At 64.2% G+C, this 11,649-nt stretch carries 16 protein-coding genes; 4 read left to right on the top strand and 12 right to left on the bottom strand.

From position 1 onward, the window contains the following. The 9 genes from miaB to ACTS1X_RS05950 all read right to left on the bottom strand — a co-directional run. The coding region (gene miaB, locus ACTS1X_RS05990; protein WP_442613475.1) for a tRNA (N6-isopentenyl adenosine(37)-C2)-methylthiotransferase MiaB at positions 1 to 1,231 on the bottom strand (1,231 nt) is incomplete at its 3' end. A 9-nt stretch (positions 1,232 to 1,240) separates the two neighbouring features. Continuing rightward, complete coding sequence (locus ACTS1X_RS05985; protein WP_442613476.1) at positions 1,241 to 1,951, bottom strand: lysophospholipid acyltransferase family protein; 711 nt, start codon at positions 1,949 to 1,951, stop codon at positions 1,241 to 1,243. Between the two features lie 74 nt (positions 1,952 to 2,025). Then, entirely contained in the window at positions 2,026 to 2,619 is a 594-nt protein-coding gene (locus tag ACTS1X_RS05980; protein WP_442613474.1) for a lysophospholipid acyltransferase family protein, read from the bottom strand. A gap of 150 nt (positions 2,620 to 2,769) precedes the next feature. Continuing rightward, complete coding sequence (locus ACTS1X_RS05975; RefSeq protein WP_442613473.1) at positions 2,770 to 3,192, bottom strand: Fur family transcriptional regulator; 423 nt, start codon at positions 3,190 to 3,192, stop codon at positions 2,770 to 2,772. A gap of 92 nt (positions 3,193 to 3,284) precedes the next feature. Continuing rightward, entirely contained in the window at positions 3,285 to 3,707 is a 423-nt protein-coding gene (locus ACTS1X_RS05970) for a MucR family transcriptional regulator (RefSeq protein ID WP_442613472.1), read from the bottom strand. Between the two features lie 103 nt (positions 3,708 to 3,810). Then, positions 3,811 to 4,302, bottom strand: a complete 492-nt coding sequence (rimI, locus tag ACTS1X_RS05965; RefSeq protein ID WP_442613471.1) for a ribosomal protein S18-alanine N-acetyltransferase — start codon at positions 4,300 to 4,302, stop codon at positions 3,811 to 3,813. Then, on the bottom strand, positions 4,299 to 4,913 hold the full coding sequence (gene tsaB, locus ACTS1X_RS05960) for a tRNA (adenosine(37)-N6)-threonylcarbamoyltransferase complex dimerization subunit type 1 TsaB (RefSeq protein ID WP_442613470.1): 615 nt from the start codon (positions 4,911 to 4,913) through the stop codon (positions 4,299 to 4,301). The genes rimI and tsaB overlap by 4 nt, the downstream gene beginning before the upstream one ends. 12 nt (positions 4,914 to 4,925) lie before the next feature. Further along, the gene (locus ACTS1X_RS05955; RefSeq protein ID WP_442613469.1) at positions 4,926 to 5,516 is read right to left on the bottom strand and encodes a malonic semialdehyde reductase; all 591 of its coding nucleotides are present in this window, start codon (positions 5,514 to 5,516) and stop codon (positions 4,926 to 4,928) included. Between the two features lie 26 nt (positions 5,517 to 5,542). After that, the gene (locus ACTS1X_RS05950) at positions 5,543 to 6,112 is read right to left on the bottom strand and encodes a NifU family protein (RefSeq protein WP_442613468.1); all 570 of its coding nucleotides are present in this window, start codon (positions 6,110 to 6,112) and stop codon (positions 5,543 to 5,545) included. Positions 6,113 to 6,252: 140 nt separating this feature from the next. Here ACTS1X_RS05950 and ACTS1X_RS05945 point away from each other — a divergent pair, with 140 nt between their 5' ends. From ACTS1X_RS05945 to ACTS1X_RS05935, 3 genes are all read left to right on the top strand, one after another. Next, positions 6,253 to 6,612, top strand: a complete 360-nt coding sequence (locus ACTS1X_RS05945; RefSeq protein ID WP_442613467.1) for a DoxX family protein — start codon at positions 6,253 to 6,255, stop codon at positions 6,610 to 6,612. 13 nt (positions 6,613 to 6,625) lie between these two features. Continuing rightward, complete coding sequence (locus tag ACTS1X_RS05940; protein ID WP_442613466.1) at positions 6,626 to 7,282, top strand: DUF2461 domain-containing protein; 657 nt, start codon at positions 6,626 to 6,628, stop codon at positions 7,280 to 7,282. Positions 7,283 to 7,535: 253 nt separating this feature from the next. Then, complete coding sequence (locus ACTS1X_RS05935; protein WP_442613465.1) at positions 7,536 to 8,882, top strand: DEAD/DEAH box helicase; 1,347 nt, start codon at positions 7,536 to 7,538, stop codon at positions 8,880 to 8,882. A gap of 24 nt (positions 8,883 to 8,906) precedes the next feature. Here the strand turns inward: ACTS1X_RS05935 and ACTS1X_RS05930 are convergent, their stop codons facing one another. After that, positions 8,907 to 9,665: an aspartyl/asparaginyl beta-hydroxylase domain-containing protein gene (locus ACTS1X_RS05930; RefSeq protein WP_442613464.1), complete on the bottom strand. Its 759-nt coding sequence runs from the start codon at positions 9,663 to 9,665 to the stop codon at positions 8,907 to 8,909. Positions 9,666 to 9,815: 150 nt separating this feature from the next. After that, positions 9,816 to 10,412 carry a peroxiredoxin family protein gene (locus ACTS1X_RS05925; RefSeq protein ID WP_442613463.1) on the bottom strand — a complete coding sequence of 199 codons (597 nt, stop codon included), beginning with the start codon at positions 10,410 to 10,412 and terminating at the stop codon, positions 9,816 to 9,818. A gap of 180 nt (positions 10,413 to 10,592) precedes the next feature. Here ACTS1X_RS05925 and ACTS1X_RS05920 point away from each other — a divergent pair, with 180 nt between their 5' ends. Then, positions 10,593 to 11,120, top strand: coding sequence for a hypothetical protein (locus ACTS1X_RS05920; RefSeq protein ID WP_442613462.1), 528 nt, complete (start codon positions 10,593 to 10,595; stop codon positions 11,118 to 11,120). On the opposite strand, the gene ACTS1X_RS05915 is transcribed toward ACTS1X_RS05920, so the two are convergent. Beyond that, positions 11,117 to 11,649 (bottom strand): phosphatase domain-containing protein (locus tag ACTS1X_RS05915; RefSeq protein ID WP_442613461.1); only part of this gene is annotated, 533 nt, incomplete at its 5' end. The two genes, ACTS1X_RS05920 and ACTS1X_RS05915, sit on opposite strands and share 4 nt — an antisense overlap.

The following is an 11,649-nucleotide window of genomic DNA, read 5'->3' as shown; positions in this document are numbered from 1 at the left end:
GGACCGATTGCAGCCAGGGCGATTTGCCGATGCGCTGGCCGGGTTTGCGGCCGTCCCGTTCGAGCAGCAGGGTCGTGCGCCGGCCGACGGTCTGCCGGTTGAACGCGTACTGCTGCTCGTTGAGCAGGGCCTGGAGACGCTGCAGCCGTTCGTCCGCCAGTTCCGGCGCCACGAAGTCGTCGGTCATTTCCGCCGCCGGCGTGCCCGGCCGGGCGCTGTACTTGAACGAGAAGGCCTGCGCATAATCGGTCGCGCGGACGATATCGAGCGTCGCCTCGAAATCCGCATCGCTTTCGCCCGGGAAGCCGACGATGAAATCGCCCGATATCGCTATGTCGGGCCGGGCGGCGCGGACCCGCTCGATGATCGCCAGATAGCTGTCCGCGCTGTGGCTGCGGTTCATGGCCTTGAGGATCGGGTCCGAGCCCGACTGCACCGGAAGATGCAGATAGGGCATCAGCGTTTCGATTTCTCCATGCGCCGCGATCAGGCCTTCGGTCATGTCGTTGGGATGGCTGGTCGTGTAGCGGATGCGGTCGAGACCCGCGATCCCGTCAAGCGCGCGGATCAGGCCATCGAGTCCCTGGGCCCGGCCCTTGTCGTCCTCGGCTCGCCACGCATTCACATTCTGGCCGAGCAGCGTGATTTCCTTCGCGCCGGCATCGATCAGCGCCTTCGCCTCGTCGATGATCGCCTTCCACGGCCGCGATATCTCCGCGCCGCGCGTATAGGGTACGACGCAATAGGTGCAGAATTTGTCGCAGCCTTCCTGCACGGTGAGGAAAGCGCTCGGCGCCTGTTTGGCGCGTTTCGGCAGCGCGCCGAACTTGGAGGCGGCGGGCATGTCGGTATCGAGCGCAATCTCGCCGCGCGCCGCCTTTTCCACCAGCTCCGGCAGATTGTGATAGGCCTGCGGCCCGACGACGATATCGACTTCCTTCGCGCGGCGGGGAATTTCCGCGCCCTCGGCCTGGGCGACGCAGCCCGCAATGGCGATCATCGGCGTCGTACCGTCCGCGCGCCGCATCCGGCCGATGTCCGAGTAGACCTTCTCGGCCGCTTTCTCGCGGATATGGCAGGTGTTGAGTATAACGAGGTCGGCCGCGTCCGCGTCGTCCGCGGGCGCAAGCCCCTTGGCGTCCAGCAGTTCGGCCATGCGCTCGCCGTCATAGACGTTCATCTGGCAGCCGAAGCTTTTGACGAAATAGCTTTTCGGGTCGTTTCGACTCATGGGGCGCGCCTATAGGACAGCCGTGCCGCCAAGAGAAGCGGAGAGCGCATGGCGAATCTGTTCGCGCGCCGTCGCCGCGATCTCCTTGCGGTCGTTGCACTTGGTGGGATCGAACGGTTCGAGAAAGACGAGCCGCACCGGGATCACGTCGCGGCGGCACATGATTCGCCAGGCGTTGTGCGGCGCCGACTCCTCCCCGACCCACGCCGTTTCCGGTCCCAGCCCGTAAAAGTCGAGCAGCAAGGGCTGGACGCGGATGCCGCGCGGCGGCGGCGCCAGAACGGCGAAAAGCGGTGCCTTGAACGGCAACAGGCTCGTGCCGTCGGTCGTCGTGCCCTCCGGGAAGATCGTCACCGGTTGATGGTCGCGGAGCGCCTCGCGCAACGTATCGACCTGACTTCCGACGCTCAGCCGGTTTGTCCGCGAGACGAAGACGGTGTTGTTCATCGCCGCGAGCCAGCCGATGACCGGCCAGCGCGCGATCCCGTCCTGCGCGACGAACGCGGTGCGGGTGACGCCGCCGACGATCGGGATATCGAGCCAGCTCAGATGGTTCGCCACGTAGAACACGTCTTCCTTGAGCCGTACGCCCTCGATCGCGATGCGGACGTTGCAGATCCACGCGATCCCGTACAGGAAACGCGACGGCCAGGGCGAGGGATGGCCGAACAGTCTGTAGAGGTAATGCGGGGGCAGGCAGAGCAGCAGCAGGGTGGCCATTGCCACGAACCGGAGGGCGAACCGGACCGGTCCGAAAAAACCGATTGGCGGATAACTGTCCGGTGCTGCCGTACTCACGCCGGTTCGTAGTCCACCGTTCGCTCGAGCGCTCCGGCGATGGCCGTTTCGCACTGCTCCGCGACGTCCTTCCGGTGCGAGTTTTCGTCGATCGCTATGGGGTCCAGCAGGTGGATCGTGACGTCCTCGGCCCCGCGGCGGGCGAATATGCTCCGTGCGTTGGTCGCCGCATGCGTTCCGCTCGGCCAGATCAGCTCCTGACTGTGCGGGCCGTAGTCTAGGGCGATCGGTTGCACCGAAATATGGTCGACGGGCGGAATGACGGCACCGAACAATGCCGGGCGGAACGGCAGGAGTCTGCCGTTGTTGAGCCTGCCTTCCGGGAAGAAGGCGACGGACGTGCCGTCATGCAGTGCCCGGCGGATCCGTTCGGCCTGCGCGCCGGCCGCCTGGCGATCGCTGTTGGAAATGTAGATGGTGCCGACCATCGTCGCGAGCCATCCGGCGATCGGCCAGTTGCGAACGGTTTCCTTGGATACGAAGGACGCGCCGGTCGCGCCGCCGATCAGCAATATGTCCATCCAGCTCTGGTGATTGGAGGCAAACAGGATTGTCCCGGGCGCCCGTTCGCCGACGATCGTCGCGCGCATTCCGCATGCGCGCGCGCTCCAGCCGAGAAATCGCTGCGGCCACGGGGAGTCCATCCGGAACAATCGCCATAACAGGTGAAGCGGTACGCAGAGCAGGACCAAGCCTGCGAGCCATGACAGGCGGAACAGGAAGCGGATCAACCGGCCGCCCTATCCGTCGCGGTCGCGCGAAACGCCGTACAGCTCCATGCGGTGATCGACGAGCCGGTAGCCGAGTTTTTCGGCGATCCGCCGCTGGAGTTCCTCCAGTTCGTCGTCGACGAATTCGATGACCTTGCCGGTCTCGACGTCGATCAGGTGATCGTGATGATCGTCTGCGGCCGCCTCGTACCGGGCGCGTCCGTCGCCGAAATCGTGCCGTTCGAGAATGCCCGCTTCCTCGAACAGCCGCACGGTCCGGTACACGGTGGCGATCGAGATGCCGCTGTCGACGGCGGATGCGCGTTCATGCAGCGCTTCGACGTCCGGATGGTCGTCGGCTTCCGATAGCACGCGCGCGATCACGCGGCGCTGTTCGGTGATGCGCAGGCCCTTTTCAGCGCACAGGGCTTCGATATCGATCTTGCGGTTCATGGCTTCGAGCCTAGAGAATATCCGGGCGGCTGAAAAGAGAAAGGCGACGGATTATCCCGTCGCCTTCGTCTCGGGCGAACCGATATGGCGCGCTATTTGCCCTTGGCGCGGCTGCCGGGCTTGCGGCCGAGGCCGATCTTCTTCGCCAGCTTGCGGCGCTGTTCGGCATAATTGGGCGACACCATCGGATAGTCGGCCGGGAGACCCCATTTCTGACGATACTCGTCCGGGGTCATGCCGTAATGCGTCATCAGATGCCGTTTGAGCATCTTGAGCTTCTTCCCGTCTTCCAGGCAAACGATATAGTCGGGCTTGATCGACGACCGGATCGAAACAGCGGGTTCCGGCTTTTCCTCGGGCGCGTTCGCTTCGTCGAGTTCGCTGAGCGCGCTATGGACGTTCTGTATAAGCAGCGGCAGGTCGGACACTGCGACGCTGTTGTTGCTCACATGCGCCGATACGATATCGGCAGTCAGCGTTATCAAGGTTTCCGTCATGTCGACTGTATCCGTCATCTTGTGCGATCCCATTTCGTGATTTTGTGCAAATGTGCGCGAAGCGGCCCTCCGCGTAGATGTGGGTTCATAATGGAGAAATCAACTAGTTTGGTAACGAAAGTTACGGACTATCGCGATCTATTTGAAGTGCCAATGTAATTGCGTCGAACCGTTCACCGTTTCCGCCACTGTAATAGTTTCGGCGGCGGCCGATTTTCTCGAATCCCATGGCGTGATAGAGATTCGCGGCGGCGTTTCCCTCGCGAACTTCCAGGTGGAGGCGCTTGGCGCCGCGGTCGGCGGCCGTGCCGCATACTCGCTGCAACAGCTCCCGCCCGATGCCTTTCCCCCGGAAGGCCGGCCTGACCGCGATCAGCAGCAGCTCGGCCTCGTCCACGATCATGCGCGAAAGCGCGAAACCGGCGGGCTCGTCATTCTCCCGCGAAATCGTGACCCAACTGTGGGCATCGCCCAATATGCCGCTGCACTGGGACCGCGACCAGCCTTCGCCGAAGCGCGGTTCGAAGGCATCCTCCATAATGGTCATGATATCGTCAAGGTCTCGGCGTCCTTCGCTGTCGATCGCAGAATCCCGGGCGGCGATAATGGTCATTGGGGCGGTTTCGCGTCCGGGGCCCGGCCGTAGATCGGCGTGGGCGGCAGTGCCTTGAATGCCGGCGGGAGCAAGGCGGTAGCGGCGGCGCGCGGCGCAAGATCCCGGGCCGTGCCGCGGCCCGCCAACGCAACGATCTCGGCCGCGCCGTTGCCGATCACCCAATCCTCCTCGATCTCCGCGACGGCGGCATCGGGGACGAGCGACGCCATCGGCGCTATCTCTTCGAACGGTGTTTTGCCGAAGCGCTGGACGAACATCTCACCATGACCTCCTAGGATCGTCACGGCCAGTCTATCGGGTGCATCGGCATCCGAAAAGGCCATTGCCGCCATCAAGGCAAGCGACGAGTAACCATGAACCTCCGCGTCCCAGCCCAGGCCGAGCGCCCGGGCGGTGGCCAGTCCAACCCGCAGCCCGGTGAAACTGCCCGGCCCGCAATCGACGAGGATCGCGTCCGCCTTCCCGCCGTCGGGCAGCCCGGCGATCATCGGCACGAGTTTCTCGGCATGGCCGCGGCCGACGATCTCGTGTCGCTCGGCAACCAGCCTGTCACCATCGAGCAGCGCGACCGAGCAGGCGTCGCTGGTGGTATCGATGGCGAGGATCATCGTGTCCGCGCGTCAGCGAATGGCGTTGAAGGTCTCGAACTCCGGCCGGGGGCTACGGTCGAAAATCGTGTCCGGATCGCCATAGCCGAGCGTGGAGATGAAATTGGCCTGGTGCCTGGTTCCGGCGAAGAAGGCGGCATTGACCTTGTCGTGATCGAAGCCGGACATCGGTCCCGTGTCCAGCCCGATCGCCCGTGCGGCGATGATGAAATAGGCACCCTGGAGCGAGCTGTTGCGGAAGGCGTGATCCTTGCGGCCCTCGGGATCGCCCTCGAACCAGCTTTTGGCGTCGGTGTGCGGGAACAGCCAGGGAAGTTCCTCATGAAAATCGGGGTCCATGCCGATGACGACGGCCGCCGGCGCCTTGCGAATCTTGTCTTGGTTGCCCTCGGACGCGCAGTCGGCGAGCGTGTCCTTCGCCTCCTGGCTCATGCACCAGACGAAGCGTCCGGGCTGCTGGTTGGCCGATGTCGGCCCCATCTTCAGCAGGTCGTAGATCAGCCGGATCTGCCCCTCGGCAACCGGCTTGTCGTGATAGCCGTTATAGGTCCGCGCGGTCCGGAAGATCGTGTCCAACGCGTCGTCGGAAAGCGGCGTTCCCATCTCTGTCCCCTCTGATGTGGCGTGATCTATACGGCGCGGACTTCGGTCACTTCCGGCACATAATGTTTGAGCAGCTGTTCGATGCCCTGTTTGAGCGTCGCCGTGGACGAGGGGCAACCCGAACAGGCGCCCTGCATCTGCAGGAAAACCTTGCCCTGCTGGAAACCGCGATAGACGATATCGCCGCCGTCGCGCGCCACGGCGGGGCGGACCCGCGTGTCGATCAGTTCGCGGATCTGGGCGACGATCTCGGCGTCTTCCGGATCGTCGTCCAGCGCCTCGTCCGGCACGCTGATCTCCGCTGCGCTGCCCGCCTTGAACAGCGGCGCGCCGCTGGCGAAATGATCGAGCAGCACGCCCAGCACGTCGGGCTTGAGACCGGCCCAGTCGACGCCCTGCGCCGCGGTCACCGACACGAAATCATAGCCGTAGAATACGCCGGTCACGTCGCCGAGATTGAACAGGGCCTCGGCGAGCGGAGACGCGTCCGCGTCTTCCGGCGTCGCGAAATCGCGCGTTCCCGATGCCATGACCTGCTGGCCGGGCAGGAATTTGAGGGTGGCCGGATTGGGCGTGGTTTCGGTCTCTATAAGCATGACCCCGACATGGCCTTCCTGCGACGCTCTATCAAGAGGTATGGCGGCGATCTTTGCTTGTCCGGATGATGGCAAGGCTATTTGACTCCGCCGCGTCGGGAAGCGCAGTCTGGCATTTCATACAATAGGGGAGAATCGCGATGATCGTTTTACTGGGAAGGCTGTTGCTCGGGGGGCTGTTCGTCGGCGCCGGCGTCATGAAGTTCGGGACGATCGAGGGGTTCGGCCAATTTATCGAATCGGGCGGTCTTCCGGCAATGCTCGCTTGGCCGGTCGCGATCTTCGAGGTGGTCGCCGGGCTGGCGATCATCCTGGGTTTCTTCACGCGCTATGCCGCGCTCGCGCTGGCGGCTTTCTGCGTCGCCACCGGCCTGCTCTACCATCCGGGCGACATGGGCGCGACGATGAAGAATCTCGCGATCGCCGGCGGTTTCCTGATCCTCTATTCGCATGGCGCCGGCCTGCTCAGCATCGACGCGCGCCGCGGCGGTACGGACTGAGGATGGTCGGTAGATGATCCCGAAGAGCCTATTCGATTTCCTGCGGGAGCTCGCGGACAACAACAGTCGCGACTGGTTCAATGCCAACAAGGACCGGTACAGGGCGGAGGTCGTCGCGCCGATCTCGGCCTTTATCGAGGCGATGGCGCCGCGGGTCCATGCGATCAGCGAGCATATCGTCGTCGATCCGCGTCCCAATGGCGGATCGATGTTCCGCATCTATCGTGACACGCGCTTCTCGAAGGACAAGACGCCGTACAAGACGCATATCGGCTGCCAGTTTCGCCATGCCGCGGGCAAGGACGCGCACGCGCCGGGCTTCTACGTCCATTTCGAGCCCGGCAAATGCTTTTTCGGCGGCGGGATCTGGCACCCGCCGTCCGAGCCCTTGCGCGCGATACGGCAGCGGATCGTCGACAAGCCCGAACGATGGCGCGAAGCGGTCGGGGGCATCGATGTTCTCGGCGAGCAGCTGAAGCGCGGCCCCAAGGGGTTCGATCCCGAACATGAACTGATCGAGGATCTCCGGCGCAAGAGCTTCTTCGCGATGTATGAGGGCGACGAAAAGCTCGCCCGGTCGAAAACGCTCGAGGACGAGGTCGCGGCGCAGTTCGAAAGGGCCGCCCTGTTGATGCGGTTCATTTCGGACTCGATCGGGGTCGCTTTTTAGCTATTCGTGTAATTTGCTTGCGTATTGACGCAACATCGCCCATATGTGTTGCAGCGCAGCATGAAGCGGACACCCTGCTTCTCTCAACAATCGGCAGCGTGATCGTCCGCTAACCAGCGGAACCGGCCGGTAACCAGCGCTTTGATTTTCTGAGGCTTCCCTTTTCACGCGGGTCGTTTCGCAACCCGCGATATGCGGTTGCGCGCCCGAATGATCGCGTGCGCTCGCATTCGCCCTATGTGAGTATGTTATTTTGACACAGTTTTCCGAACTCGGCCTGGCCGAACCCCTTCAGCGCGCGCTTGCCGCGAAGGACTATACGACGCCGACGCCGATCCAGGTGCAGGCGATCCCGCCTTTGCTCGAGGGCCGCGACCTGTGCGGCATCGCGCAGACCGGCACGGGCAAGACAGCGGCCTTCGCGCTGCCCTCGCTCGACTATCTGTCCGAAGAGGAGGTCCGGCCGTCGCCCAAGACGTGCCGCATGCTGATCCTCTCCCCGACCCGCGAACTGGCGAGCCAGATCGCGGACAATATGCGCGGCTATGCCAAATATCTGCGCCTGCGCATCGAAACGGTGTTCGGCGGCGTTCCCGTCGGCAAGCAGAAGCGCAAGCTCGAAGGCGGCGTCGACGTGCTTGTCGCGACGCCGGGCCGGCTGCTCGACCTGATCGACCAGCGCGCGCTCAAGCTCGACGAGGTCGAAATCTTCGTCCTCGACGAAGCCGACCAGATGCTCGATCTCGGTTTCATCCACGACCTGAAGCGGATCGAGAAGCTCCTGCCGCAGCGTCGCCAGAGCCTGTTTTTCTCCGCGACCATGCCGAAGAACATCGCCAACCTCGCCGAACAGTTCCTGTACCAGCCGGTCAAGGTGTCGGTCGCCCCGCAGGCGACGACGGCGGAACGCGTCGAGCAATATGCGACGTTCGTTACCCAGAAGGAGAAGCAGGCGCTTCTCACGATGACGTTGCGCGATCAGGAGATCGAACGCGCGCTGATATTCTCGCGCACCAAGCACGGCGCGGACCGCATCGTCCGCTTTCTCGCCGGCGCGAAGATCAGCGCCGCCGCGATTCACGGCAACAAGAGTCAACCGCAACGCGAGGCCGCCCTGCGCGCCTTCCGGGCGGGCGAGATCAAATATCTCGTCGCGACCGATATCGCCGCCCGCGGCATCGATATTCCGGCCGTCAGCCATGTGTTCAATTTCGATATGCCCAACGTGCCCGAGCAATATGTCCACCGCATCGGACGGACGGCGCGCGCCGGGGCGAGCGGCATCGCCATCTCCTTCGTCAACGACGAGGACGAGCGCGGCTATCTGAAGGCGATCGAACGACTGACCGGCATCAAGCTCGAAAAGCAGGCGCTGCCCGAAGACTTCGTCGCGAAGGCGGCCGAGCTCCCCAAGGCCGCGTCGCGCGGCGCCGCGAAGGGTGCGCAGCAGGGCAACCGCCGTCGCCCCGCCCAGAAGGAACGCCATCAGCGCGATGGCGAGCGGGCGGAAGGCCAGGGCCAGAAGCGTCGTCGCCGGCGCTACAACCGGAACGGCGTGGGCCAGCACCGCGGCGCGGTGAAGCGCCAAGGCAACCGTTAGCGGCTTGTGGAGCGCGCGGCGCGGCTAGTCCGCGTTGCGCGCCGCCTCCAGCTCGCTGAGAGTCTCGTCCCACTTGGCGATGTTGGCGCGCGCCTCCTTCACGAAGGGCGTCCGCTTGACCGCCCAGAGGAACAGCCCGCCGATCATGTTGCCGGGAAAGCGCGTCGGCCGTTTCGTCTGCACGAGCAGGACGACGCGGGTCTCGTCGCTGTCATTCCATACCTCGTGCCGATAGGTGTCGTCGAAGACGAGCGTCTTGCCCTCTTCCCAGCGGACGATCTGGTCGTCGACGCGCATCCGGCAATCGCCTTCCTTCGGAACCGACAGGCCGAGATGACAGGTGATCAGCCCCTTGGTGACGCCGCGATGATCGGGAATGTGGGTGCCGGGCTTCAGGATCGAGAAGAAGGCGCTGTTGAGCCCCGGAATCCGGCGGACGATCTCGGCGGTCTTCGGGCAACGCGCGATATTTTCCTCGGCCGGATAGCCGTAGCCGTACAGGAAGAAAGAGCGCCACATCCCGGCCGGCGCGATCCCCTGATGGTCGGGCGATATCTCGTCGAGCGCGGGTACGCTGTCGGGGCGGGCGGAAATCGCCAGCGCCTCGTCGCGAATCGTCTCCCAATTGTCCTCGAGCAGTCGCGTGTGGGGGAAATCTGCGGGATCGAGCACCGGATCGTTCGATACGTCCGAATGTTTGGCGACCGCACGATCGACCGCCGGACGCAGTTTCTTGCCGATATTGATGACCCAGGGTCTCGGTGGTTCGAAAGTCTCGGCCATAGCCAGCTCCGCTAGATCCATGCATTCGACGACCCGGGACCTGCCCATAGGCCTGAATTTTGAGAATAATGCGACAGGATATGCCACGCTTTCGCCCCAATCGGACGCCGGCGCGGCAGGTCTCCCGCTGTCGGGATAGGATGGCGGTCTCTACAGGGCGTCGACCGCCGCGACAATGTCTGCAGGTTCCGGGCGGACGCGATAATCGGTCTCGACCATCTTCGCACGCACGGTACCGTCACGGCCGATGACGAGGATCGCCGGACGCGGCACCCCGTTGGCGAAGCTTTCCTCGCCATATTGCGGGTCGCGCAGGTCGAAGGCGTCGATCATCGCCGATCCCTCGTCGGACAGCATCGGATATTCGATATCCTCGCGTTCGGCGAAATCGGCGAGGATCGCGGGGGCGTCGTAGCTGAGCGTCGCCAGCACGAAGCCGCGCTGTTCGATAGCGTCCTGGATGTCGCGCAGTCCGACCATCTGGCCCTGGCAATAGCTGCACCAGTCGGCCGACCGGTTGAACACCAGAACGAGGCCGTTCTCGCCCGAGATATCGTCGAAACCCCGTTCGGCGCCGGACGCATCGCGCACCCGGAATTCGGCGGGAATCGTTTCGCCGACCGCGGGCCCCGAATGCTCGAGCGGTTCGCCTGCCGTCTGTTCGACGGTGTCGGGCACGGTCTCCGCTTCGGGAGTGCAGGCGGCGATGCCGAGGGTCGCCGCGGCGGAAACGAGAATGATGGTCATGGCGCGCATGATCGACTCCGGGTTTGAAAGGTCTTGCTGTCTATTCGCGATAATCGGGTGCGAGGTTACGATCCAGATCACAGTTTTGAACGATGGCGAAGATAATCTTTGGCACCGCCGATATGTGGGCTTGCGCGGCGCCGGGCCGGTATGAAATATGGCGCAGGGGGATCATTTGCGATGAACAGGAACATCATCATCATTGCCGTGGCGGCGATCTCGGCATTTCTGGCGGTCCTGCTGATCCCGCGATTGCTCGATCGGGACGAGGCGGAGGTGCCGTCTTCGGCAGAGTCTGCCGGAGATGCCGGATCGGCGGCAAGCGCAGGATCGGCGGGGGCTGACGGCAAGGACGAGCCGGCTGCGCCTGCCGCCGGCGCCCGCCCGGCCAATCCGGCCCTCGAGGCCCAGCTCGTCGAGGCCGTGCGGCAGGTCAATGCGTCCGCACCGATCGTGATCGACGAACTGACGACGATGACGGCGGCGCGCGCGCAGGGCGTTCGTATCCAGTATCGCTATGAAATATCGCGGGACCTGAACGACACGCAGACCGCGCAATTCCGGCAATTCGCGTCGACCCAGAACCGGCAGACCATCTGCGCGCGGCCCGAAACCCGCGAACTGATCGATCTCGGCGGCGAGATCGAATATCTCTATTACGGGCCGGGCGACCGCTATCTGTTCAGCACGCCGATCACGGGCTGTTAGGCTCCGGCCGCGGCTCGATCCGTCTCCACGAGCCGCGCCGTATCCCCTTCCGCATCGAACCCCAGTCGGGCCAGCATCTCGTGCCCGGCGTCGAAAGCCGGGCCGGTCCATACCGGGATGCCCGCCGCGCGGAGATTGTCGAGCGCGGCCTGCTTTTCCGGCGCGATTTCGGTGCCGGTCGCCATGCGCAGGAATATCGCGGCGATCCGGCCGGGATGGTCGCGCGCCACGTGCCAATAGGCTTCGGCGTCGCCCTGCGTATCGTCGCCGATCAGAACGAAGCGCAGTGCGGGGTAGAATTCGAGGATGTGCGCGATCGACCGGGTCTTGTGCGCGCCGTGGCTGGAGCCGCCCAGCGTTCCGCTGTTCATGCCCCAGTCGCGCAGCAGCATCGGGCCGCGGGGCAGATTGTTGATCCGCTTGAACTCGGCAAGGAAGCCATAGAGATTCCAGGGACTCGACGAGACGTAGAAAAAGGGCCGCCGCGGATCAGCGTCGGGTTCGGGCCCGGCCGGATCGCCCGGCTTCG

Source organism: Parasphingopyxis sp. (assembly GCF_052168275.1).
Classification (GTDB): domain Bacteria; phylum Pseudomonadota; class Alphaproteobacteria; order Sphingomonadales; family Sphingomonadaceae; genus Parasphingopyxis.
Note: the sequence above shows the minus strand (reverse complement) of the source record. Positions and strands in the feature narration are given on the sequence as shown.

Bases quoted from the DNA above. Each gene is read 5' to 3' on its own strand.
- tsaB (WP_442613470.1), bottom strand. From the start codon at position 4,913: ATGATCCTCGCCATCGATACCACCAGCGACGCCTGCTCGGTCGCGCTG.
- ACTS1X_RS05925 (WP_442613463.1), bottom strand. From the start codon at position 10,412: ATGACCATCATTCTCGTTTCCGCCGCGGCGACCCTCGGCATCGCCGCC.
- ACTS1X_RS05920 (WP_442613462.1), top strand. From the start codon at position 10,593: ATGAACAGGAACATCATCATCATTGCCGTGGCGGCGATCTCGGCATTT.
- ACTS1X_RS05940 (WP_442613466.1), top strand. From the start codon at position 6,626: ATGATCCCGAAGAGCCTATTCGATTTCCTGCGGGAGCTCGCGGACAAC.
- ACTS1X_RS05930 (WP_442613464.1), bottom strand. From the start codon at position 9,665: ATGGCCGAGACTTTCGAACCACCGAGACCCTGGGTCATCAATATCGGC.
- ACTS1X_RS05955 (WP_442613469.1), bottom strand. From the start codon at position 5,516: ATGGGAACGCCGCTTTCCGACGACGCGTTGGACACGATCTTCCGGACC.
- ACTS1X_RS05945 (WP_442613467.1), top strand. From the start codon at position 6,253: ATGATCGTTTTACTGGGAAGGCTGTTGCTCGGGGGGCTGTTCGTCGGC.
- ACTS1X_RS05985 (WP_442613476.1), bottom strand. From the start codon at position 1,951: ATGGCCACCCTGCTGCTGCTCTGCCTGCCCCCGCATTACCTCTACAGA.
- ACTS1X_RS05975 (WP_442613473.1), bottom strand. From the start codon at position 3,192: ATGAACCGCAAGATCGATATCGAAGCCCTGTGCGCTGAAAAGGGCCTG.
- rimI (WP_442613471.1), bottom strand. From the start codon at position 4,302: ATGACCATTATCGCCGCCCGGGATTCTGCGATCGACAGCGAAGGACGC.
- ACTS1X_RS05980 (WP_442613474.1), bottom strand. From the start codon at position 2,619: ATGCGCGCGACGATCGTCGGCGAACGGGCGCCCGGGACAATCCTGTTT.
- ACTS1X_RS05970 (WP_442613472.1), bottom strand. From the start codon at position 3,707: ATGACGGATACAGTCGACATGACGGAAACCTTGATAACGCTGACTGCC.
- ACTS1X_RS05950 (WP_442613468.1), bottom strand. From the start codon at position 6,112: ATGCTTATAGAGACCGAAACCACGCCCAATCCGGCCACCCTCAAATTC.